This window comes from Pseudomonas sp. G34, assembly GCF_031119625.1.
In the GTDB taxonomy this organism is placed as follows: domain Bacteria; phylum Pseudomonadota; class Gammaproteobacteria; order Pseudomonadales; family Pseudomonadaceae; genus Aquipseudomonas.
The window spans coordinates 85,327-105,848 of record NZ_JAVHZV010000020.1 but is presented as its reverse complement, the minus strand read 5'-3'; the positions used below and the strand labels follow the sequence as shown (position 1 = coordinate 105,848).

Annotated in this window: 20 protein-coding genes and 1 pseudogene; 13 read left to right on the top strand and 8 right to left on the bottom strand. The window is 59.2% G+C overall.

Annotation, left to right across the window (positions count from 1 at the left end; all coding sequences use genetic code 11):
* Nucleotides 1-245 precede the first annotated feature (245 nt).
* Nucleotides 246-512: an HNH endonuclease gene (locus QYS36_RS14065; protein WP_192423940.1), complete on the top strand. Its 267-nt coding sequence runs from the start codon at nt 246-248 to the stop codon at nt 510-512.
* Here QYS36_RS14065 and QYS36_RS14060 read toward each other — a convergent pair.
* The 4 genes and pseudogenes from QYS36_RS14060 to QYS36_RS14045 form a co-directional block, all read right to left on the bottom strand.
* A pseudogene (locus tag QYS36_RS14060) lies at nt 493-873 on the bottom strand (tyrosine-type recombinase/integrase); the annotation flags it as partial. The gene QYS36_RS14065 and the pseudogene QYS36_RS14060 sit on opposite strands and share 20 nt — an antisense overlap.
* Before the next feature lie 47 nt (nt 874-920).
* Nucleotides 921-2,048, bottom strand: coding sequence for an alpha/beta hydrolase (locus QYS36_RS14055; RefSeq protein WP_374990456.1), 1,128 nt, complete (start codon nt 2,046-2,048; stop codon nt 921-923).
* 142 nt (nt 2,049-2,190) lie between these two features.
* Complete coding sequence (locus QYS36_RS14050; protein WP_308840068.1) at nt 2,191-2,529, bottom strand: cyclophilin-like fold protein; 339 nt, start codon at nt 2,527-2,529, stop codon at nt 2,191-2,193.
* Nucleotides 2,530-2,758: 229 nt separating this feature from the next.
* A complete protein-coding gene (locus QYS36_RS14045; RefSeq protein ID WP_308840067.1) occupies nt 2,759-3,970 on the bottom strand; it encodes an MFS transporter in 1,212 nt (403 codons plus the stop codon).
* 211 nt (nt 3,971-4,181) lie between these two features.
* Here QYS36_RS14045 and QYS36_RS14040 point away from each other — a divergent pair, with 211 nt between their 5' ends.
* On the top strand, nt 4,182-5,078 hold the full coding sequence (locus tag QYS36_RS14040) for a LysR family transcriptional regulator (RefSeq protein ID WP_308840066.1): 897 nt from the start codon (nt 4,182-4,184) through the stop codon (nt 5,076-5,078).
* Between the two features lie 139 nt (nt 5,079-5,217).
* On the opposite strand, the gene QYS36_RS14035 is transcribed toward QYS36_RS14040, so the two are convergent.
* A complete protein-coding gene (locus QYS36_RS14035) occupies nt 5,218-5,409 on the bottom strand; it encodes a DNA-binding protein (protein ID WP_308840065.1) in 192 nt (63 codons plus the stop codon).
* 454 nt (nt 5,410-5,863) lie between these two features.
* On the opposite strand from QYS36_RS14035, the gene QYS36_RS14030 reads away from it, so the two are divergent.
* Entirely contained in the window at nt 5,864-6,820 is a 957-nt protein-coding gene (locus tag QYS36_RS14030) for a hypothetical protein (RefSeq protein WP_308840064.1), read from the top strand.
* A gap of 71 nt (nt 6,821-6,891) precedes the next feature.
* On the top strand, nt 6,892-7,644 hold the full coding sequence (locus QYS36_RS14025) for a hypothetical protein (RefSeq protein WP_308840063.1): 753 nt from the start codon (nt 6,892-6,894) through the stop codon (nt 7,642-7,644).
* Between the two features lie 199 nt (nt 7,645-7,843).
* Here the strand turns inward: QYS36_RS14025 and QYS36_RS14020 are convergent, their stop codons facing one another.
* Entirely contained in the window at nt 7,844-8,809 is a 966-nt protein-coding gene (locus QYS36_RS14020; protein ID WP_308840062.1) for a hypothetical protein, read from the bottom strand.
* A 725-nt stretch (nt 8,810-9,534) separates the two neighbouring features.
* Nucleotides 9,535-10,491, bottom strand: a complete 957-nt coding sequence (gcvA, locus tag QYS36_RS14015) for a transcriptional regulator GcvA (RefSeq protein WP_308840061.1) — start codon at nt 10,489-10,491, stop codon at nt 9,535-9,537.
* Between the two features lie 193 nt (nt 10,492-10,684).
* On the opposite strand from gcvA, the gene QYS36_RS14010 reads away from it, so the two are divergent.
* The 9 genes from QYS36_RS14010 (at nt 10,685) to QYS36_RS13970 (ending at nt 19,129) form a co-directional block, all read left to right on the top strand.
* The gene (locus QYS36_RS14010; protein WP_308840060.1) at nt 10,685-11,536 is read left to right on the top strand and encodes a transketolase; all 852 of its coding nucleotides are present in this window, start codon (nt 10,685-10,687) and stop codon (nt 11,534-11,536) included.
* Complete coding sequence (locus tag QYS36_RS14005; RefSeq protein ID WP_308840059.1) at nt 11,533-12,531, top strand: transketolase family protein; 999 nt, start codon at nt 11,533-11,535, stop codon at nt 12,529-12,531. Before QYS36_RS14010 ends, QYS36_RS14005 begins: the two co-directional genes overlap by 4 nt.
* Before the next feature lie 66 nt (nt 12,532-12,597).
* Nucleotides 12,598-13,362: an SDR family oxidoreductase gene (locus QYS36_RS14000; protein WP_308840058.1), complete on the top strand. Its 765-nt coding sequence runs from the start codon at nt 12,598-12,600 to the stop codon at nt 13,360-13,362.
* Nucleotides 13,363-13,469: 107 nt separating this feature from the next.
* Nucleotides 13,470-14,444 (top strand): TRAP transporter substrate-binding protein, encoded by a 975-nt coding sequence (locus tag QYS36_RS13995; protein WP_308840057.1) that lies wholly within the window; start codon nt 13,470-13,472, stop codon nt 14,442-14,444.
* Nucleotides 14,441-15,007: a TRAP transporter small permease gene (locus tag QYS36_RS13990; protein WP_308840056.1), complete on the top strand. Its 567-nt coding sequence runs from the start codon at nt 14,441-14,443 to the stop codon at nt 15,005-15,007. The genes QYS36_RS13995 and QYS36_RS13990 overlap by 4 nt, the downstream gene beginning before the upstream one ends.
* Nucleotides 15,004-16,263, top strand: a complete 1,260-nt coding sequence (locus tag QYS36_RS13985) for a TRAP transporter large permease (RefSeq protein ID WP_308840055.1) — start codon at nt 15,004-15,006, stop codon at nt 16,261-16,263. Before QYS36_RS13990 ends, QYS36_RS13985 begins: the two co-directional genes overlap by 4 nt.
* A gap of 50 nt (nt 16,264-16,313) precedes the next feature.
* On the top strand, nt 16,314-17,201 hold the full coding sequence (locus tag QYS36_RS13980) for an NAD(P)-dependent oxidoreductase (protein ID WP_308840054.1): 888 nt from the start codon (nt 16,314-16,316) through the stop codon (nt 17,199-17,201).
* A gap of 42 nt (nt 17,202-17,243) precedes the next feature.
* Complete coding sequence (locus QYS36_RS13975; protein WP_308840053.1) at nt 17,244-18,119, top strand: AEC family transporter; 876 nt, start codon at nt 17,244-17,246, stop codon at nt 18,117-18,119.
* 35 nt (nt 18,120-18,154) lie between these two features.
* A complete protein-coding gene (locus tag QYS36_RS13970; RefSeq protein ID WP_308840052.1) occupies nt 18,155-19,129 on the top strand; it encodes an alpha/beta hydrolase in 975 nt (324 codons plus the stop codon).
* A gap of 122 nt (nt 19,130-19,251) precedes the next feature.
* On the opposite strand, the gene yghU is transcribed toward QYS36_RS13970, so the two are convergent.
* Nucleotides 19,252-20,091 carry a glutathione-dependent disulfide-bond oxidoreductase gene (yghU, locus tag QYS36_RS13965; RefSeq protein ID WP_308840051.1) on the bottom strand — a complete coding sequence of 280 codons (840 nt, stop codon included), beginning with the start codon at nt 20,089-20,091 and terminating at the stop codon, nt 19,252-19,254.
* Between the last annotated feature and the right edge of the window lie 431 nt (nt 20,092-20,522).

Sequence of the window (20,522 nt, the reverse complement as noted above, 5' to 3'; positions counted from 1 at the left end):
AAAAAGTGTCGAAGGACAGCTTGCACCCTTAAAGAAGAACCATTAATTTCAAATCGCCGCCACCCAGAAGGGGGCTGTGATTGGCTGATGACCGCAACGGTCAACAGTACCGTCAGCGTCGCACAATGTGAGCAACGGATTCCCCTAAAATTCTAGGAGGGCCGTTGCCCTTGAATCCTCTTCGCAAAATTCGTGAATCTGCTTTCACCCGCCAAAAGGGCAAGTGCTACTACTGCAATTTCAGTATGTGGCAAGACTCTGCCGAATCCTTCGCCAAGCAACACGGAATCACCGTTAAGCAGGCGCAACATTTCCAATGCACAGCAGAACACCTAGTCGCCCGCCAGGATGGTGGACGTGACGTAGGCTGGAATATCGCTGCAGCATGCATTCGATGTAACCGGCTAAGGCATCAGCGGAAAAAACCAATGGAGCCAGAGCAGTATCAGATCTACGTCCGAAAGCGGGTGGAGAACGGCGGTTGGCACGTGACTAAATTGGCCAGCCGCTGAAGAACCCCTGAAAGTCAGCAATCGGCCCGAATTTGACCGCGTCCTGTAGATGGTCTGGTGCAAGGTGCGCATACCGCATCGTCATCGCTAGCGACTGGTGGCCAAGGATCTTTTGCAAGGTCAGGATGTTTCCACCGTTCATCACGAAGCGACTAGCAAACGTATGCCGCAGAACATGGGAAGCCTGACCAGCAGCCAAGACCAGCTTTGTAGCGTCCCGGCTCTTGTCGAAGCCGTTGAGGCATTTCGAGACGGCGCCGTGCAGTTTGAAGTACCGGTGGACGCGTTGTTCGAGGAGCGGGTCGATTGGGATCGAGCGAACGCGCTTGCCCTTGGGGTTTGCGAAGGTAAGCAGCCCACTCCATTGGTTCCGTTCGATATCCCCCAGCGACGCCGGGGGATGACTCTTTATTTGCCTGCGTCTGACTTCAGGTGCTCGGCGAAGAAGGCTGTCATCTTGTCGAAGGGAATCTTGTCCAGGCGGTCGTACAGGTCGACGTGGCTGGCTCCCGGAACGATCACCAGTTCCTTGGGCTCTGCTGCAGCTGCATAGGCGGTCTCGGCGAAATAACGCGAATGAGCCTTCTCACCGTGAACGAACAGGATGGGACGCGGCGAAATCTCCTTGATGTAGCTCAGGATTGGCATGTTCATGAACGACAGGGGCGTAGTCATCGTCCAGGCGTTACCCGAGTTGACCGCTCGCGGATGGTAGCCGCGTGGCGTCATGTAGTAGTCGGCGTAATCGACCAGGAACTGCGGCTCGCCGCCCTTCAGCTTGTTGTAGTCCGGCTGGTAGGCTGGTTTGCCGTTCTGCGCATCGTCCCAGCGCTGCCGGCTCAGTTGTTCCAGGGTCTGCGCGCGCTGCTCGGCGGTCACGCTGTCGTTGTAACCCTTGGACATGACGCGGGTCATGTCGTACATGGTGCTGGCGACGACGGCCTTGACGCGCTTGTCGACCGCCACGGCGTTCAGGGCCATACCGCCCCAGCCGCAGATGCCGATCACGCCTATGCGCTCACGATCAACGTAGGGTTGCAGGCCGATGAAATCCACTGCGGCCATGAAGTCTTCGGTGTTGATATCCGGCGAAGCGACGTTACGCGGCTCACCGCCGCTTTCCCCGGTATAGGAGCCGTCGAAAGCCAGGGTGACGAAGCCACGCTCGGCCATGGTTTGTGCATAAAGGCCCGAGGATTGCTCCTTCACCGCACCGAAGGGGCCGCCGACGACGAGTGCCGCCAGCCGTTGGTTGCCGCGATTCTTCGGCAGATACAGGTCGCCCGCGAGGGTGATGCCGTAGCGGTTCTTGAAGGTTACCTTCTGGTGATCGACCTTCTCGCTCTTGGCAAACACCTTGTCCCATTCCTGGGTCAGGTGCAGGCCATCCATCTCGATCATTGCCGGGGCTGTTTGCGCCTGCGCCATCTCGCCACCGAAGGCTGCAGCCAGGCCGACAAGGAGGGAGCCATGGAAGAGGTCCCGCAGGGTTCTGCGCGGTTTGATGCTCGTCAGGTTCAGGGTTGCTACGTTCATCGTGTTTTCCTTCGCATGGTTGATGAGGGGGGCAAGTGCGCAGAACCGTTCGCTTCACCTTCGCAGGCCAACGCCTGGCTGCCGGCCTGTCGAATTGGCTGTTGGCGGGAATGAAAGAACTGCCTCGCTCGAGGAAAATCAATCACCTTGAGAAGGTGATCCGCGCGGTTCCCCCGCCAAGTACCTGCGCCAAATCCGCGGGGGCGTCGATACGACCCAGGCGCGTGTACGAGTAGCTCGAATCGAATGTCAGGTAGAAGACAACCAACGTTTGTGAGCCGTAGAGCATGAGGTCGCCGTTGTGGAGCGTGTCGGGCCGAATGGTGCTCGTAGGCAACGCCTTCGGCAGCTTGGCGTGCTTCTCGTTGCTGTTGAGATCGAGCATGTCGATCGTGAGCGGCAGCAGGGCGGCAAAGGCGCGAGCAGCTTCGGTGTCGGCCAAGGTGATGGCGAAGCGACGCTCGCCGACGGTCATCCACATACGCGATTCCTCCGATTGAACAGTTGCCGTTGCGGCAGTAGTCGAGATGGTGCTGGCAGCGGCCCATGCCTCTGCGCTCCCGCCAAGGATGCACAGGCTGGACAGCAGGCCCAGCACGCGCAGGGCACGTACGCCTCCTGCGCAGCGGCCTGCAATCTGCGCTCGGCAATGGCTGCTACGGGAGATAACGAGGCTAGCTGTCATAGACACTCCGGGCGTGGCAGTTGGCTCAGTCCGCTTGCCGCATCGGCGAGCGCGAGGTGAGAAACGCGAGAAAAGCCGCTAACAACAGCATGGCCGCACTGGCTAGGAAGGTCGCCTGGTAGCCACTGTGGTCGAACAGCAGGCCACCGAGGGTCGACCCCAGCGCGATGGAAAACTGAACCACGGCAACGAAAAGGCCACCACCTGCTTCCGCATCCTTGGGAAACACCATGGCGATCCAGGACCACCAACCAACGGGCGCCGAGGTGCCGATCAACCCCCACAGGCCCAGCAGGGCGACTACGCTGGCGGTCCAGTGACCGAAGGCGGTCAGCGCCACGGCAATCAAAGCCATCAGCAATGGCATGGCTATCAGCGCCTGAAAGAAACGCCGCTGCAGCACCCGACCGATCAGCAGGGTGCCGATGAAGCCCGCCGCACCGATCACCAGTAGCACGAGTGAAATGTCGGTGCCATGCACGCCAGTGACCATCTCCAGGAACGGCCGCACGTAGGTGAACAAGGAGAACTGGCCCATGAAGAACAGGCTGCTGGCCAGCATGCCGATCATGACGGCGGGGCGCTTGAGCAGGGTGAATACCTTGAATGCACTGCCCAGGCCGGAACTGCGCGCGGCGGCCTGCATGGATGGCAGCGCTTTCCATTGCCAGGCCAGGGCGATCAGGGCGATTGGCACCAGGCAGAGAAAGGCGCCGCGCCAACCGATGATCGTTCCGAGCCAAGCGCCCAGCGGCGCGGCGACCACTGTGGCCAGTGCGTTGCCGCCATTGACCAATGCCAGTGCCCGCGGCACATCACGGGCTGGTACCAGGCGTATCGCCGTGGCTGCCGACATCGACCAGAAACCGCCCACCACCACGCCGATCAGTGCCCGACCGAGCATGTAGGTTACGTAGTTTGGCGCCAGCGCGACGATGGCGCCGGATACGCCCATGGCCGCCGTCAGTCCCAGCAGCAGTGTCTTGCGATTCAGGCTGCCGGCAAGCGCCGAAATGAACAGGCTGGTGAGCACGGCGAAGGCCCCCGAGATGGCAATGCCCTGGCCGGCCATGCCTTCGGTGACACCCAGGTCATCGGCGATGGGGGTCAGCAGGCTGACCGGCAGGAACTCCGATGCGACCAGCGCGAAGGCGCAAACCGAAATGGCCAGCACGCCACTCCAGGAGCTCGACTGCTCGGGGGTTTCGTTGGCGGTATTGATTGTGCGGGCTGTCATGCAAAACCTGGTTTTCCGAGATTTGACGAAGAATGAAAGCCACCGATGCGACGAAGGCGGCGAGGGAGAGGGCAGGGATTGCCACTCCCAGTGAGATCGAGGTTGATCACGCGAAGTGAATGTTCGGGCATGCGCCTAGCTGTTACTAGCTAATGAATCCTTCAAAAGGCTATAAGCTCTGCTAATCAATGATTCGTGGGAAACTTCGGCCATGATCAAACGTAATCTCAACGACCTGCTGTCCTTCGTCACCGTCGCGCGCGAGGGCACCTTTACCCGCGCCGCCGCCCAGCTGGGCGTGACGCAGTCGGCATTGAGCCAGGCGATAAGCGGCTTGGAGGCACGACTGCAGATCCGCTTGCTCACCCGAACGACACGTAGCGTTTCGCTCACTGCTGCGGGCGAACGCTTGCTGAACGCGATTGGCAATCGCTTCGACGAGATCGAGGCGGAGCTGGACGAGTTGTCGGCCCTGCGTGACAAACCCAGCGGCACGGTGCGCATTACCTGCGGAGATCACATCCAGCGCAGCTTGCTGATGCCCAGGCTCACGCCTCTGTTGCTGGAATATCCAGACATCAAGATAGAGTTCGACATCAACTACGGTTTCCGCGACATCGTGGCCGATCGCTTCGATGCGGGTGTGCGCATGGGCGACACCATCGACAAGGACATGATCGCGATTCCCATCGGGCCGCCGTTGCGCATGGCGGTGGTGGCATCCCCGGCGTACTTTGCGAAACACCCGAAACCCAGGAAGCCCCGTGAGCTGATCGACCACAATTGCATCAACATGCGCATGCAGTCTGGAGGAGGGCTCTACGTCTGGGACTTTCAGCGCAAGGACAAGCAGTTGAACGTCCGTGTCGATGGACAGCTCATTCTGAATGCCTCGCCCAACGTCGTGGATGCCACGCTGGCCGGGTTGGGAGTCGCCTGGCTACCCGAAGATGAATTCGCCCCGCATATCGACGAGGGTCGGTTGGAGCGCGTGCTGGAGGACTGGTGCCCACCATTCCCCGGTTACTATCTGTACTACCCGAGCCGTCGACAGCCATCGCCAGCCTTTAGCCTAGTCGTGGATGCGCTGCGTTATAGCAGGCCATAGGGCCGCCGCTGTGGTGCGTAGCGTTGGTCGCGCGTTATCGGGGTTGTAACTTTGCGCGAGTTGTTATGCCCGGTATCCAGCAAGTGACGACGAGCGTTGCTGTCAGCAAAGGGCGCGCGGGTGCAAGGTAGCCTATCGATCACAACAGGTGACGGTGAGTGGCGCTGATGACCATGGGCGCTTGCCGCGCTTTAAGGTAGGCAGCCCCGCGCATGGCCCAGAAGCGCGCTGTGTCGTAGGTGATGCCGTTGCGATCCGCCCAGGTTTCGATGGTTTCAACGTCCGGTTGCGGACCTATCAGCTTGTTGGCGTCCAGCTGTTCCAGTCCCATGTCGTTCCGTGCCTATTCGTGTCAATATTCGAAGCATCGAACTTGCTTCAGGTAAAAAGTACATAGGTACATATTACCTGAGGATTCTTGAATGTACATAGGACATGAGTGGTTTTTTCAATGGCCTCCGGGATGACCGATAGGGCGCTTCAATTGCTGAGCGCAACCAGCCTCAAAGAGCTGGCAGAGGTGAACAGCAAGGACTACCTACGCTGGCAGAACATCAAGCGCGGGAGGGCTCGCATCGGTGCGGACGAGGTGGAGTTGCTAGGGCATGCATATCCGCAGTATCGCTGGTGGCTCATGACCGGGGAGGTCATGCCAGACAAAGGACAAGTGAGTCCAGAATACGATGAAGCCAACCGAAACTTGCCCAATCAGAACGCGGGATAGTGATTACAACGGAAGTAGCTAGGCGCTGGTATTTGAGAAGTGAAGCATTCAAGGACTGAGAATGGAAGTTAATAAACAGTGCAAAGGTAGTATTCATTATCGATATTGGATTTTGATACTTGTTCTTTTGATTATCGCGATAGCTACCGATAGGTGGACTGGTCAGGATGGGTTTACAGATTATTTAACTAATGCCGCAACGCTGACGTCATTGTTGCTTGGTTTGGCTGCGATAATCTATTCTTTTCTATCTAATAACTCTATATCGAGCAGTCTTGGAAGCATCAATTCTGTAACTAATGAGCTTGACGACGTTAAGAAGGAGATAAGTGGGTATATATCGCTAGCTAAAAATATTGAGGTTGCAAGTAAGGTAAATGTTGAATCCCTTGAGGACGTGTCTACAGAGATGAGGCAGGGGCTGCAAGAGTTTGCATGTCTTTTAGCGGCGATGGGAGAAAAGAATAACGCAATGCATGGAATGATTTCAATGCTTCCAGGCAGGCTAGATGATTTAGATAGTAAGTTTTCAGAAGTGGCAACGATGGCGAAGCAAAAGCCGGCGGCTAGCGAACCTTCGAAGTCTAAAAGGTTCTTGCAAGAGAGTACTGTAGATAGGTACTTTTCAAGATCGTCCCCTGTAGAGATTCTTTACGCTTATTGCTGTGTAAGAATATGGTATTCATCAAAAATAATTGATGTTCATGAGATTTGCAAGGCAATTGGTCTTCCGAGCGATATTAGTATAGAGACGGAAGCCTTTATAAGATGCATGGATGCATTTGGATTAATAGAAATACAAGATGCGAATCCCAAGAAGGAAGGGCAGTATATTATCTCTAGGATCAATGGCTACTTTTTAGAGAACTGCGAGAGTTTGGCAAGATCCGCAATCTGCAAGCTTTATGAAAATGATAGCGATAGTGATGATGATCTAAAATTATGGTTATCAACCTTTGATGAAGTTGACGGCTTTTATGCTGCAATTAAAGATCGGGCTGAGCAAATAAGCAAGTAGGCAAGTGGACTTAAAGGATGAAGTTTTTCGCTTAAAAGGGATGGATTTATTCATGAGCACAAGGAGTAGTGATGAGAGTTGATAAGGATGATATTCCTAGCTACCTAAAACCACGCAAGAAACAAGGCCCATGGCGTACGCTGGCAATCCTGGGTGTTGGCTCTGCAATCTTTTGGGGCTTGGTCACCGTATTTGCAAAACCCATCGTGATAGACGTGGCGCAGCTCAAGCAGGCTATTCGCTTTGGCGGTGAACCCGTATTCAGCCAGCAGCCAGCACAGCCTCAGCAGCCACCAGCCGAAGCGCTACAAGGCAACGATCAAGACTGGATCAGAACCAGCCAAGCCCAACAGACCATCCAAGCCAACCGTGAGCTTGAAGAATGGTCACGCCAACGCGCCCAGGAAACTCACGAACGGCAAACGGTGTTCAACGATAATAACTATGCGCCAAAGCAGCCTGTAAACACATACAAAGCAGCACCAGCCCCGGCAGTACAGCAGATTGCCTCAGCAGAGCGACCAAGGGAACAGCAACGCACCGTGCAGCGTGAGCGTACTTCCAGATGGATCAAAAGCTGGAATGGCGGCACCAACTATCTAGCCGAGTGGATATCTGTTAATAACCACATCGACGGCACAACCGTTTGCGCTAACCACAAGCGCGGATCAATCGATTATCGCGAATGCCGGAAAGCTGCCAAACAGCACTATCACGAAGAGTGCAGAGCGTGGCGTGCTAAGTACAGCAATGATCGAAAAGATAGGAGCGATAAGCTAAGAGATCGTTATTGTGTAGCAGCTAGTAGCTTTAGCCCAATGTGACAAGCTACTTGCCGAATAATATCCAGCTATTTTTTCTTTCAGTAATGTCACTAAATGCTTGGCCGGCGGTAGATAAAATAGTTGCGCTCATGCTTAGGGCCGGAAGGCCGGCTAGGAATATCGACTCAATAACGGCGGTCGGTAACGATGAGTAAGTAACAAGCTTTAGACCCTTAGTGACTTCGGTAGAGATCTTTAATTATTTCCTTGCCCTCCTTATTTCATTAATTATTTTCTCTGAATCTCTGACTTGCCCTGTAGCAAATTTTCGCTGAAATAGAGTTAGTTGCTCTTGGAAAGGTTTGAAGTTGGGGTCTGACTTTAGTGTTATTGCTTCTTTTATAGAGCTGGGTACTGGTATGGAAAGACTAGCATCAGTGAAAGCTTGCCTGACCACATGAAAGTCAGATACCAATGTGCTGGGGTTTGATGGGTCAGTTTTGGAATCAAAAGCATAGCGGCCATCACTGGTAATCGTACCGGCAGCAGGAGCTTTATATTCAATAGATAGAGTTTTTGCGTTCGCGAATCTTTCAGCTTGAACCATTAATCTAAAAAGAGTCACATCGACATTATGGAATATCTCGGGGTTCTTACTTGCCTCTTTAAATCCGTCACAAAATATATTTGCGATTTCTTCGCCGACTGTTTTTGTAAATATATGATCTAAGGGGAGCTCCCGTGAATTAAAGTATTGATAGCCAAAGTCGGTGAAGTGCGTGATGACTTGATGTTTTGAAAGCCTAAAGTCCTTTGCTACCTGGTCTAGCATTATAAACTTTTGCTTTGCTGCCCACGGCACTACGAATTCGATGTTGTCTTTAACTAGTTCGAGTGCCTTAGCGAACGCAGTAGGATCCCTTTTGTCGGTCCAGTTGGAGTATGCAAATATATTGTCTAGTACTTGGCGTTCAGAGCAGAGGTTGATGCAGTTCTGGGCTTCAAGGAGGGGGGAGGAAATCCCTAAATGGTCATCAGATATTATTGTTTTGTCATACAACAAAAAAAGCGTAAGCGCTTCTTTTTTATGCTTTGAGACCTTGTATCTATTTAGGATTTTTCCTACTTCATCATGCTCGGAGGCTGGAAGCTCCAAAAGCTTCTCTGAGTAAGCTTGACCTATAAATCCTTGCCACAATTTGTCGGTTAGAATGATTTTTTCCATTTGAATCCGTTCAATTAGGGTGTCGATTTTAAAATCTTATCATCTTGGCATGTGTCGAAAAAGTGTCGAAAACACTGTGCCGCATAGCCACGAATCGACACGCTGAGGCCCAGCAAAATCACACATTGGCACGCACTGTGACGCACTGAAACTGCTCAAAAACGGGTTCAAATCCCTATCTTCCCGCCATATCTCAAGCCTAAGCCCCTGAAATTCATAGAGTTTCTGTGGATTTTGCTTTTCAGGGCCTGCCGGCGTGGGAAAGTGTCGAAAGGCACCTCGGTTCGCCTCTCAGCTCTGGAGCGCGGGCCATATCCTGGCGACATGCGCCAGAGCGAGAATCCAGACCGCATCATTTTCAGTCCGCTAGACGAGCCGGTAGTTTTCGTGCGGCATGAGTTCGCGGGTGCCTACGGCCAGCGGCAATTCCCCTTGTCGGGAGAGTCTTTCCGGGAGGCTGCAGCGGCACTGAATGGCTCATCCATGCGCACGGCAGCTGGAGGATTATCTGCCGCAATGTAGGCCCGTATACCCAAACCATCCTGCTCGGCTTCGGGCGTGCAGATGACCGTCATTGGTGGCCCTGCGCCTTGGTGCGGCGTGCAGCGAATGCGGCCTCCACATCCTCATTGGAGCGGCCGCGGCCAGCCTCGACCGAGGCTCTGGCAACGGCCACCTTGCGCTGCACGAATTCACCATGTGCTGTGGCCTGCTGCTGGGAGGTATCACGCATGATCGGTGTTAGCCGCTGGTTTTTTGCCTGCCCGTTTGGGCTGGTTTGGTGAGTAATCATCTTCGAGTTCGCTGAATAGCCAGTCCTGGAAGCTGCGTATCTTGGGAAGCTCCGCGCATGATTTCAGAACATTGAAGGTATAACCCTGGACTTTGGGGCCCGTGAACCCGAATGGGGCTACCAGCCGGCCCGTCTCCAGTTCGCGTTGTACAAGCAGCAAGCTTTCCAGGCATATGCCTTGGCCATCCACCGCCGCACTGATCGCCATGAACGAGCGATCGAAGCGCGGCCCACGCGATATGTCGAGGCTGACCTTGCGGTGCTGGCGCATCCAGTCGCGCCAGCTCACCAGGCACACCTCGCTGTGTATGAGCATGTGGTGGTGCAGATCCTCTGGCACGCGAACCGGCTGCTCACCGTTGGCAAGTGATGGTGCGCAGAGCGGCACGATGGTTTCGGCGGGGAAGGGCAGCACCATGGTCCCCGCAGGCTGCAGGCGTTTCATGCCGTAGCGGATGTCGATGTCCACGCCTTGCGTCAGTAGGTCGGCCGGTGCCGGGTAGGACGCGTTCAGGCGCACGTCGATATCCGGTTCCAGGGCGCTGAACCGTGCCAGGCGGGGCATCAGCCACTGGGTGGCGAAACTGGGTGTCGAATGCACGGTAAGGATGTCGCTTTTGGCGGTGCGCCCCAGCTCGCGGGTCGCCATGTCGATTCTGGCAAATGCCGCCGAGACCTCTTCGGCATACACACGGCCGGCATCGGTCAGCACCACCGCGCGATGCACGCGATGGAACAGGCGAACACCAAATTGCTCCTCCAGCAGTTTTATCTGATGGCTGATCGCCGAGGCGGTGACGAACAGCTCCTCCGCTGCCAGCGCAAAGGACGACAGGCGTGCCGCTGCCTCGAAAGCCTGAATTGCCTTGAAAGAAACCCGGTTTTGCATGGCGTTTCACATTAGCTCAGTTCATCTATCTGCCTTAACTATTCGTTTGAGCACAAAAAATCAAGGGAATAGGCTTTCTCTCACTCGCCAGGCGAACCGCAGAGGTGCTTGGCAGGCCTGGAGACTCAAGCTCCAACCGAGACGAATGAAGCACCGGCAGTACCATGCGCCGGGCTATATCAAGGAGAACTGCGTGCAGAACAATAATTCTTCCGTCCACGCCAGGGTTGCCGAAGGCGCCTACCGCATCCGCCGCTTTGCGCTGCAGATGGGGGAGGTGCAGGGGCAGGGCTATGTCGGCCAGGCACTGGGCTACGCCGATGTGCTGGCGACCGCCTACTGCCATGCGCTGAACCTGCGCCCCGCAGACCCAGGCTGGGAGGGTCGCGACCGCTTCCTGCTGTCCCACGGTCATTACGCCATTGCCTTCTACGCGGCACTGATCGAGGCGAAGGTCATTCCCGAAGACGAACTCGAAACCTACGGCAGTGATGACAGCCGCCTGCCGATGTCGGGCATGGCGACCTACACGCCAGGCATGGAAATGTCAGGCGGCTCGCTCGGTCAGGGCTTGCCGATTGCCGTGGGCATGGCGCTCGGGCTACGGCTGAAGGGTAACCCGGCTTTCGTCTACAACTCGATGTCCGATGGCGAACTGGACGAAGGCTCGACCTGGGAGGCGGCGATGGGCGCGGCTCACCATGGCCTGGGCAACCTGATCTGCGTGGTCGACATCAACAACCAGCAGGCTGATGGCCCTTCGAGCAAGGTCATGGGCTTCGAGCCGCTGGCTGACAAATGGGCAGCGTTTGGCTGGCATGTGCAGCGCGTGGACGGCAATGACCTTGCTGCCGTGATCGCGGCCTTCGACACCGCGCGCAACCTCGCCGAAGCCAAGCCGCGCGTGATCCTCTGCGACACCCTGATGGGCAAGGGCGTGCCATTCCTCGAAAGCCGCGAGAAGAACCACTTCATCCGTGTCGACCAGGCCGAGTGGCAGCAGGCCCTCGATATTCTCGATCAAGCCCAGGGAGCTGCCCGATGAGCACCACCGCCAAGAAACCACGCCTGACCACCTCGGCGATGATCGCCTCGATTGCCTCCGAAGGGCAGCGCGTGCAGTCAGCCCCATTCGGCAAGGCCCTGGTCGAGCTGGCCGCCAACCGCCCCGAGATCGTCGGCCTGACCGCCGACCTGGCCAAGTACACCGACCTGCACCTGTTCGGCCAGGCCTACCCGGAGCGTTTCTTCCAGATGGGCATGGCCGAGCAGCTGCTGATGGCTGCAGCCGGCGGCATGGCCAAGGAAGGCTTCGTGCCGTTCGCCACCACCTACGCGGTGTTCGCTACGCGGCGTGCCTTCGACTTCGTGCACCAGGTCATCGCCGAGGAGAACCTCAACGTCAAGCTGTGCTGCGCACTGCCGGGTCTCACCACCGGCTACGGCCCCAGCCACCAGGCCACCGAGGACATCGCGCTGATGCGCGGCATCCCCGGCATGACCATCGTCGACCCCTGCGATGCGCTCGATACGGAGCAGGCCGTGCCGCAGATCGCCGCGCACAACGGCCCGGTATACATGCGCCTGCTACGCGGCAACGTGCCGCTGGTGCTCGACGAGTACGGCTACCGCTTCGAACTGGGCAAGGCCAAGATGCTGCGTGACGGCCGGGATGTGCTGGTGATCTCGTCCGGCATCCTGACCATGCGCGCACTGGAAGTGGCCAAGGCATTGCAGGCGGACAAGGTCGACGTCGGCGTGCTGCACGTGCCGACCATCAAGCCGCTGGACGTGGCGACCATCCTGCGCGAAGCAGGCCGCGCCGGACGCCTGGTCGTCGTGGCGGAAAACCACAGTACGGTTGGCGGGCTCGGCGAAGCCGTGGCGACGGCGCTGCTGACTGCCGGCGTGACCCCGCAGTTTCGTCAGATTGCACTGCCCGATGCCTTCCTCGATGCCGGTGCGCTGCCGACCCTGCATGACCGCTACGGGATTTCCACAGAAGCGATGTCGGCCACCATCAAAGGCTGGCTCGGCTGAACGCAGCGCCACGCCAACCCATATTTCCAAGCGCCGGATGCCGGCGCTACTGCAAGGATCTTCTGCATGAACAACGCTCTTCTTCTCGACGGCAAGGTCGCCATGATCTCGGGCGCCGCCTCGGCTCGCGGCATCGGCCTGGCCACCGCTCGGCTGTTCGCCAGTCACGGCGCCAAGGTGGCAATTCTCGACCTGGATGAAGGCGCAGCCGTCGAAGCCGCGGCTGCCATCGGCCCCGAGCACCGTGGTTATGCCTGCAACGTGACGGACAAGGATGCCTGCCTCAAGGCCACCGAGCGCGCCATCGCCGACTTCGGCCGTATCGACGTGCTGATCAACAACGCCGGCATCACCCAGCCGGTGAAAACCCTGGAAATCGACCCGGCGAGCTGGGATCGCATCCTCGATGTCAACCTGCGTGGCGTACTGTACCTGTCTCAGGCCGTCATTCCGCACATGCAGGCGCAGGGCAGTGGTTCTATCGCCTGCATGTCGTCGGTGTCGGCTCAGCGTGGTGGCGGCATCCTCGGCGGCCCGCACTACTCGGCGGCGAAGGCCGGTGTGCTGGGGCTGGCCAAGGCCATGGCACGCGAATTCGGGCCGAGCAACATCCGCGTCAACTGCGTGACCCCTGGCCTGATCCAGACCGATATCAGCGCCGGCAAGCTCAGTGATCAGCAGAAGGCCGAGATCGCCGCTAGCATCCCGCTCAATCGCCTGGGTAATGCCGAGGAGGTGGCGGGTGCCTACCTGTTCCTCGCCTCGAACCTGTCGGCGTACATCACCGGAGCGGTGATCGACGTCAACGGTGGCATGCTCATCCACGGTTGAGCAGCACCGGGTTGGCCACGTGCGGGCGCTGCCATGCGGTCTGCACGGACCACCTGCAACAAGCAAGACATGCAGACAATATCAATAAGAAACGCAAGGTAAAGCTCATGAAAAAGACATTGATTGCTGTGGCCGCAACCTTTGCATTGGCTACTGCCTCCACCAGTTGGGCGCAGCAGGTGCTGCGCCTCTCCCACAACGCCGCGCCGGGCAACCCGAAGGCGGTGGCATCCCTGACGTTCGCCGAGTTGGTCGAGCAGAAGACCGAAGGTCGCGTCAAGGTCGAGGTCGGTGGCAGTGCCCAGTTCGGCGATGATGTCGAATCGCTGACCAACATGCGCCTGGGTACCCTGGCGTTCAGCACCAACTCCCAGGGCAGCACCGCAGGCGTGGTGCCGGAATTCAACGTGGTCGGCCTGCCGTTCCTGTTTCGCGATCTCGAACATGCCTACAAGGTTGTCGATGGCCCGGTCGGCGCCAAGCTCGATGAGGCCGCCAACAAGAAGGGTTTGGTTGTGCTGGCGCTGTGGGATAACGGCATCCGCCATACCAGCAACAACAAGCGTCCGATCGTAAAACCCGAAGACCTGCAGGGCATCAAGGTGCGCACGCCACCAGATGCGATGACCCTGGACATCTTCAAGGCACTGGGCGCCAACCCAGGCCCGCTGGCCTTCTCCGAGCTGTACATCGCCCTGCAACAGGGGGTGTTCGATGGCCAGGAGAACCCGCTGATGAACATCTATTCCTCCAAACTCTACGAGGTGCAGAAGTACATCTCGCTGACCGGGCACAAGTACGAGACCACGCCACTGCTGGCCAGCAAGATGATCTGGGCCGGTCTGTCCAAGGCCGACCAGGCGGCGATCAAGGAAGCGGCGGTGGAAGCCGGCAAGCTCAATCGCCAGATGTCGCTGGCGGCCGATATTGAGCTGCGCACCAAGCTGAGCGAGGCTGGTGTGCAGCTCAACGAAATTGACCAGGCGGCATTCGCCGCCAAGACCAAGTCGGTCTACGACAAGTGGTCCAAGCAATACCCCGAGCTGGTGGAGCTGATCGTTTCGGAAGCAGGTAAGCAATGATGGCCGCCCAAACCTCCAGCAACGACTCGTTGCAGTCCGGCGTTCTGGCGCAGATGGCGAGGTGGGTGGACAAGGTGATTGTGGCGCTCAGCGTGGTGGCGGTGATCACCGCGCTGGTGGCCATGTTCGTATCGCTGATGGCCGAGGTGGTGGTGCGCTACCTGACCAATCAGGGCATGGGCTGGCCCACCGAGATGCCCAACATCCTGTTCCCCTGGCTGGTGATGGGCGGCATCGTGCTGGCTGCCCAACGCGGTCAACACATCGCCGTCACCGCCATCCAGGGCTGGATTGGCGGAGGTGGTAATCGGGTGTTGCTGATTGGCCATCAGGCCTTGATCTGCGCCACGTTTTTCTACCTGGCCTGGGTCGGCCTCGATGTGATCGAGATCACCGGGGGCGAGATCTATCCGGTCACTGGAATCTCGGCCAAGTGGGCGTATCTGGCCATGATCGCCGGCTTCGTCGGCCTCGCCTTCACCGCCCTGACCACGTTGGTTCACCTGCTGTATGCCGGTGATCCCCTCGCTGTTCGCGCCCACCAAATCGAGGACGACGTATGACGCTCATGATGCTTCTGGTCTTCGCCGTGCTGCTGGCGCTGGCGTTGCCGGTCGGTTACGCGTTGCTGATCAGCTCGGGTATTGCCGCTGTCACTGTGGGCGGCATTCCCAGCGTTGCGGCAATCGTGAAGATCTTTCAGCCCACGCAGAGTTTCCCGCTGCTGGCGATTCCGTTCTTCATGCTCTCGGGCAGCCTGATGATGGGCGGCACGCTGGGCAAGCGCCTGATCGATTTCGCCACCATGCTGGTCGGCCGGTTCCACGGCGGGCTCGGGCAGGTCACGGTAGTCGGGTCCACCGTGTTCGGCGGGGTTTCCGGCTCGGCGGTAGCAGAGGCGTCAGCGCTCGGCTCGATGCTGATTCCCTGGCAGAAGCGCGAGGGCTACCCAGGCGCTTTTGCGGCGGCTGCCACGGCCTCGTCGGCCACCATCGCCGGGTTGATTCCGCCGTCGATTCCGCTGATTCTCTATGCCGCCGTGTCCAACCAATCGATTGCCACGCTGTTTCTCGCCGGCCTGGTTCCTGGGCTCATGCTGTGCGTCGGCTTCATGCTCACCTGCTACCTGTCGGGGCGCCTGCGTGGCTTCAAGCGGCTGGCCGGTGAAGTCACCCTGAAGGGCGTTTTGCGCGTGACCATTGCGGCAATGCCAGCGCTGGCCATGCCAGCCTTTATCGTGGTGTTGCTGCGCGCGGGTATCGCTACGCCGACCGAGGTCAGCGTGCTGGCGGTGTTCTACGGTTTGATGGTGAGCATGCTGGTCTATCGCGACCTGACCCTGCGCCGCCTCTACGACGCCTTGGTACATACCGCGATCACCACCGGCGTGGTGATGCTGGTGATCGCCGCCTCCAACCTCGTGGGCTATGTGCTCACCGTGGAGTCGGTGCCGACCGCCGTGGCGGAGTGGACCGCACGAACCCTGAGTTCGCCGTGGATGGTCATCCTCATGCTCAACCTGATCATGGTTGTGGTGGGCATGTTCCTCGACCTGCCGGCGGCGATCCTGCTGCTGGGGCCAACCTTCGTCGCCATCGGCAACACCATCGGTCTCGACCTGACCCAGCTCGGCATCATGATGGTGGTCAACCTGAGCATCGGCCTGTTCACCCCGCCGGTGGGCACCACGCTGTTCATCGCCTCGGCGATTTCACGCGAGAAGGTCGGTGCGGTGGTGCGCGAGCTTTGGCCGTTCTATCTGGTGGCGATCATCGTGCTCGGCTTGGTCTCTTTCGTGCCTGCCTTGACCCTCTACTGAACGGTGCGCCCCCGGTTCTTTCAACGGGGCGCGTCATGCAAGGAATTCTCATGACTACGATTGCATTTGCCGGGCTTGGCTCGATGGGCCTGCCCATGGCCAAGAACCTGCTCGCCGCCGGCCACCTGGTGCGCGGTATCGATCTCAATCCGCTTGCCCTGGCCGAACTGGCGAAGGCCGGTGGCGAGCCGGCTGCGAACGCGGCGGCCGCCTGCGAAGGCGCCGATGTGCTGATCCTGATGGTGGTCAATGCCGCCCAGGCCGAACAGGTACTCTTCGACAACGGCGCATTGGGCGCACTGGCCGAGAATGGCATCGTCTGCCTGATGGCGACCTGTCCACCGGCCGCGGTCGAGCGCATTGCCGAGCGGGTGACGGGCGCGGGGCGGCGTTTCGTCGATGCCCCGGTCTCCGGTGGCAGCGCCGGCGCCATCGCCGGTTCGCTGACCATCATGGCGGCCTGTGAGCGCTCCACCTTCGACGCGGCGCAGCCGATGTTCCAGGGCCTCGGCCAGCGCATCTTCCATGTTGGCGAGCGAGCCGGGCAGGGCGCCACGGTCAAGGCCGTCAACCAACTATTGTGTGGTGTGCATATTGCCGTGGTTGCCGAAGCCTTCGCCCTCGCGGCCAAGGTCGGGGTCGAGCTGCCTGTGCTGCTGGAGATCATGGGCGGCTCGGCAGCATCGAGCTGGATGCTCAAGGACCGCGGCCCGCGCATGCTGCAGGCCGAGCCCGAGGTCAGTAGCGCGGTGGACATCTTCGTCAAGGACCTGGGTATCGTCCTCGAAGCCGGGCGCGATGCGCAGGCCGCGCTGCCGATTGCCGCGGTGGCACACCAGCTGTTCCTGGCCACCTCCGGGCGTGGTGAGGGGCGGGCTGACGACAGCCAGGTGATCCGCAGCTACTACGCCCTCAACGGTACGCCCACGCCAGGCTGAGTCGCCCAGCACCACCTACTCGCCAGTGGCTAAGGTTGCCCCATGCTCGTGCAGATCGTGAGCATCGTTTTCCCCGTGTTCACGGTCATTGCGGTTGGCTACCTGTATGGTCGCCAGCATCGCCCGGACATGCTCGCCACCAACCAGGTCAACATGGGCATCTTCGTGCCCGCGTTGATCTTTTCGGCGCTGGCGGGCAAGCGCGTGGATCTGGCCGAGGTGCAGATGATCGCGCTCGGTGGCCTGGTCATCGTGCTGGGTTCCGGGTTGCTCGGCTGGCCCATCGCCCGCCGGCTGGGTCATGCACCGAAAACGCTGCTGCCACCGATGATGTTCAAGAACGCCGGCAACATGGGGCTGCCGCTGTTGCTATTCGCGTTCGGCGAGCAGGTGCTGCCGGCGGCGGTGGTGCTGTTTCTGGTGGAAAACGTTCTGCATTTCGCCATCGCCACCTGGTGGCTGGGGCGCAACGCCAGGGTATGGGGGCTGCTCCGCGAACCGGTGATCATCGCCGGCGTTGCCGGCGTGCTGGTGAGTATGTCGGGTATCGCGATGTGGCCGCCTTTTCTGGCCGCGATCAAGATAATCGCCGACGTCTCCACGGGCCTGATGCTGTTTTCCCTTGGCGTACGCCTGAACACCGCGCCCTTCGCGCAGTGGCGCATCGGCACGGTCGGTGCCGTGGCTACACCGCTGACCGGCATGCTGATCGCCTACCTGTTCTGCCTGGCGTTTGGCCTGTCCGAGCGCGAGACCGCCATCCTGCTGATCTTCGGCGCGCTGCCGCCGGCGGTGCTCAACTTCATGTTCGCCGAGCGCTATGGCCAGGAACCGGAAAAGGTGGCGTCTATCGTGATACTGGGCCATCTGGCCGCGCTGTTTTCCATTTCACTGGCGCTTGCTTTGCATTTGCGGTGAAGCCGCTAGCGTTACCTGCCGGACAGGAGCATTTGATGGCCATACCCAGCAACACCCAGCGCGGCAAGCTTCTGCTTGACCCCGCCTATCACTCGTTACTTGAGCAAGCTCCGCAAGTATGGAGCCTGGAAACCCTGCCGGCTATTCGTGCGCGGGTTGATGCAGGCATTTGCGCAGCCACGCCGTTGCGTTTTGAGGAGCGTTGGCTTGCCCGGCCGCAAGGAGGTGCTGCGCTGCGGTCATGTTTATACGTGCCACCCGGCGAGAGCCAAGCTGGAGCCAGGCCGGTGCTCTACTACCTGCACGGTGGCGGCTTCGTGCTCGGCAAACCGGAAATGGCCGATGATCAACTAGCCGAATTGGCCCGGGCAATGGATGCGCTGGTGGTGGCCGTCGCCTATCGTCTGGCGCCGGAGTATCCGTTTCCGGCGCCGCTGGAGGACTGCTTCACGGGCCTCCAGTGGATTATCGATAACGCCGAGTTACTCGGTGTCGATCCGAGGCGTATCACGCTCATGGGCCACAGTGCTGGTGGTGGTCTTGCCGCCGCGCTGGCCCTGCTCGCCCGGGACCGTCGTTTACCGGCATTGTGCGGGCTGCTGTTGGTCTACCCGATGCTGGATTGCCGCACGGGAACGCCGGCCTCCCCCTGGGCCAACTCGACGACTGGCATGTTCGGCTGGACGGCCGATGAAAACCGCTTTTGCTGGCGTTGCCTGCAAGGCCAGCAACCGGTGGATGACGCCTCGCGGGGTTATTTCTCGCCGTCCTTGGCGGCGGATTTGCGTGGACTGCCTCCAACTTTCATGGCGGTTGGCGCGCTGGATTTGTTTCTCGACGAAAATCTCGACTACGCACAGCGCCTCTCCCAGGCAGGCGTTGCGCTGGAACTGCACGTCTACCCAGGGGTGACTCACATGTTCGACCTGCTTCCCAGTGCCCAGACGACGCAGTGCAAAGACGCTATCAGGCTGGCCTTGAACAGCTGGTGGGGCGTGGATAAGCCGTAGATGGAAGCAGGTGAGCCCATGACGTCCTGCCGCTACGCTCAATTGCAAACAAGCCCCGCTGCTGAAGGCAGTGGGGCTTGTCGGGTTGCCAAGAGTCTCAGGCTACAGGCACCGACTCAGGCTCAGTCCAGATCCGCCGCCTGGTGCCGCTCCGGCACCTGCTCCGCTTCCTCGCCCCAGGTGCGGTTCACGCGGCGGCCGCGTTTTACCGCTTCGCGCTCGGCGATCTCGTTGGCCCAGCGTTGCACGTGGGTGTACTCGTGGGCGGCGAGAAACTCTGCGGCGCCGTAGACGTTGTTGCGCACCAGCTCGCCGTACCAGGGCCACACGGCGATATCGGCGATGGTGTAGGTGTCGCCCGCCAGGTAGCGGTTCTCGGCCAGGCGCTGGTCGAGCACGTCGAGCTGGCGCTTGGCTTCCATGGTGAAGCGGTTGATGGCGTATTCGAACTTCTCCGGGGCGTAGGCGTAGAAATGCCCGAAGCCGCCGCCCAGGTAGGGCGCCGAGCCCATTTGCCAGAACAGCCAGTTGAGGGTTTCGGTACGGCCGGCCGGGTCCTTGGGCAGGAACTCGCCGAACTTCTCTGCCAGGTACAGCAGGATCGAGCCAGACTCGAACACGCGGATCGGCGTGTCGCCGCTGCGGTCGAGCAGGGCCGGGATCTTCGAGTTCGGGTTGACGCCCACGAAGCCGCTGGAGAACTGGTCGCCCTCGCCAATGCGGATCAGCCAGGCGTCGTACTCGGCGCCGCTGTGCCCCAGCGCCAGCAACTCCTCGAGCAGGATGGTCACTTTCACGCCATTGGGCGTTGCCATGGAGTAGAGCTGCAGCGGGTGCTTGCCGACCGGCAGTTGCTTGTCGTGGGTCGCGCCGGCGGTGGGGCGGTTGATCTTGGAGAACTGGCCACCGGAAGCTTCAAGGTGCTGCCATACCTTTGGCGGAACATAGGTTGATTGGGTCATGGAATCCTCGCTATCGGCGTGATGGGGCAGTGCATGTGAACGCGAGGCTAGCCCGATTACGCCCGCTCTTCGAGAGGCCATGGCGCATGTTGGGTATCGATCGGGTTGATAGTGGCTCATTGCCATTTGCGATGGGCGGCGTAATCGCTCGCGGCTCGCTGCGCAGGACTGATACAAGCCAGATACAGCCCATGCGCTACCCGCGCCGCTCTGGGGCGATACGAACCTTGTACAAAGCGCACAGGTTTATACGGCGCGGTAGGGCTACAGCCTGGCTGAAACATATCGTTGCAACCTTGTGTAGGTGGCGCAGTCATAGGCACATCGCCAGTAATGGCGTATTGCTATTTGTGGTGGGCCGCTGTCGAACGGGCGCATCCAGGCAGGCACAGCTGGCCTTTCTCGTGCCGCGAGATGGGCCCTGCACACTA

What these genes read in the sequence shown, in the direction of transcription:
- QYS36_RS14065 (WP_192423940.1), top strand. Translation starts at nt 246, where the DNA reads ATGTGGCAAGACTCTGCCGAATCCTTCGCCAAGCAACACGGAATCACC.
- QYS36_RS14055 (WP_374990456.1), bottom strand. Translation starts at nt 2,048, where the DNA reads ATGAACGTAGCAACCCTGAACCTGACGAGCATCAAACCGCGCAGAACC.
- QYS36_RS14050 (WP_308840068.1), bottom strand. Translation starts at nt 2,529, where the DNA reads ATGTGGATGACCGTCGGCGAGCGTCGCTTCGCCATCACCTTGGCCGAC.
- QYS36_RS14045 (WP_308840067.1), bottom strand. Translation starts at nt 3,970, where the DNA reads ATGACAGCCCGCACAATCAATACCGCCAACGAAACCCCCGAGCAGTCG.
- QYS36_RS14040 (WP_308840066.1), top strand. Translation starts at nt 4,182, where the DNA reads ATGATCAAACGTAATCTCAACGACCTGCTGTCCTTCGTCACCGTCGCG.
- QYS36_RS14035 (WP_308840065.1), bottom strand. Translation starts at nt 5,409, where the DNA reads ATGGGACTGGAACAGCTGGACGCCAACAAGCTGATAGGTCCGCAACCG.
- QYS36_RS14030 (WP_308840064.1), top strand. Translation starts at nt 5,864, where the DNA reads ATGGAAGTTAATAAACAGTGCAAAGGTAGTATTCATTATCGATATTGG.
- QYS36_RS14025 (WP_308840063.1), top strand. Translation starts at nt 6,892, where the DNA reads ATGAGAGTTGATAAGGATGATATTCCTAGCTACCTAAAACCACGCAAG.
- QYS36_RS14020 (WP_308840062.1), bottom strand. Translation starts at nt 8,809, where the DNA reads ATGGAAAAAATCATTCTAACCGACAAATTGTGGCAAGGATTTATAGGT.
- gcvA (WP_308840061.1), bottom strand. Translation starts at nt 10,491, where the DNA reads ATGCAAAACCGGGTTTCTTTCAAGGCAATTCAGGCTTTCGAGGCAGCG.
- QYS36_RS14005 (WP_308840059.1), top strand. Translation starts at nt 11,533, where the DNA reads ATGAGCACCACCGCCAAGAAACCACGCCTGACCACCTCGGCGATGATC.
- QYS36_RS14000 (WP_308840058.1), top strand. Translation starts at nt 12,598, where the DNA reads ATGAACAACGCTCTTCTTCTCGACGGCAAGGTCGCCATGATCTCGGGC.
- QYS36_RS13995 (WP_308840057.1), top strand. Translation starts at nt 13,470, where the DNA reads ATGAAAAAGACATTGATTGCTGTGGCCGCAACCTTTGCATTGGCTACT.
- QYS36_RS13990 (WP_308840056.1), top strand. Translation starts at nt 14,441, where the DNA reads ATGATGGCCGCCCAAACCTCCAGCAACGACTCGTTGCAGTCCGGCGTT.
- QYS36_RS13985 (WP_308840055.1), top strand. Translation starts at nt 15,004, where the DNA reads ATGACGCTCATGATGCTTCTGGTCTTCGCCGTGCTGCTGGCGCTGGCG.
- QYS36_RS13980 (WP_308840054.1), top strand. Translation starts at nt 16,314, where the DNA reads ATGACTACGATTGCATTTGCCGGGCTTGGCTCGATGGGCCTGCCCATG.
- QYS36_RS13975 (WP_308840053.1), top strand. Translation starts at nt 17,244, where the DNA reads ATGCTCGTGCAGATCGTGAGCATCGTTTTCCCCGTGTTCACGGTCATT.
- QYS36_RS13970 (WP_308840052.1), top strand. Translation starts at nt 18,155, where the DNA reads ATGGCCATACCCAGCAACACCCAGCGCGGCAAGCTTCTGCTTGACCCC.
- yghU (WP_308840051.1), bottom strand. Translation starts at nt 20,091, where the DNA reads ATGACCCAATCAACCTATGTTCCGCCAAAGGTATGGCAGCACCTTGAA.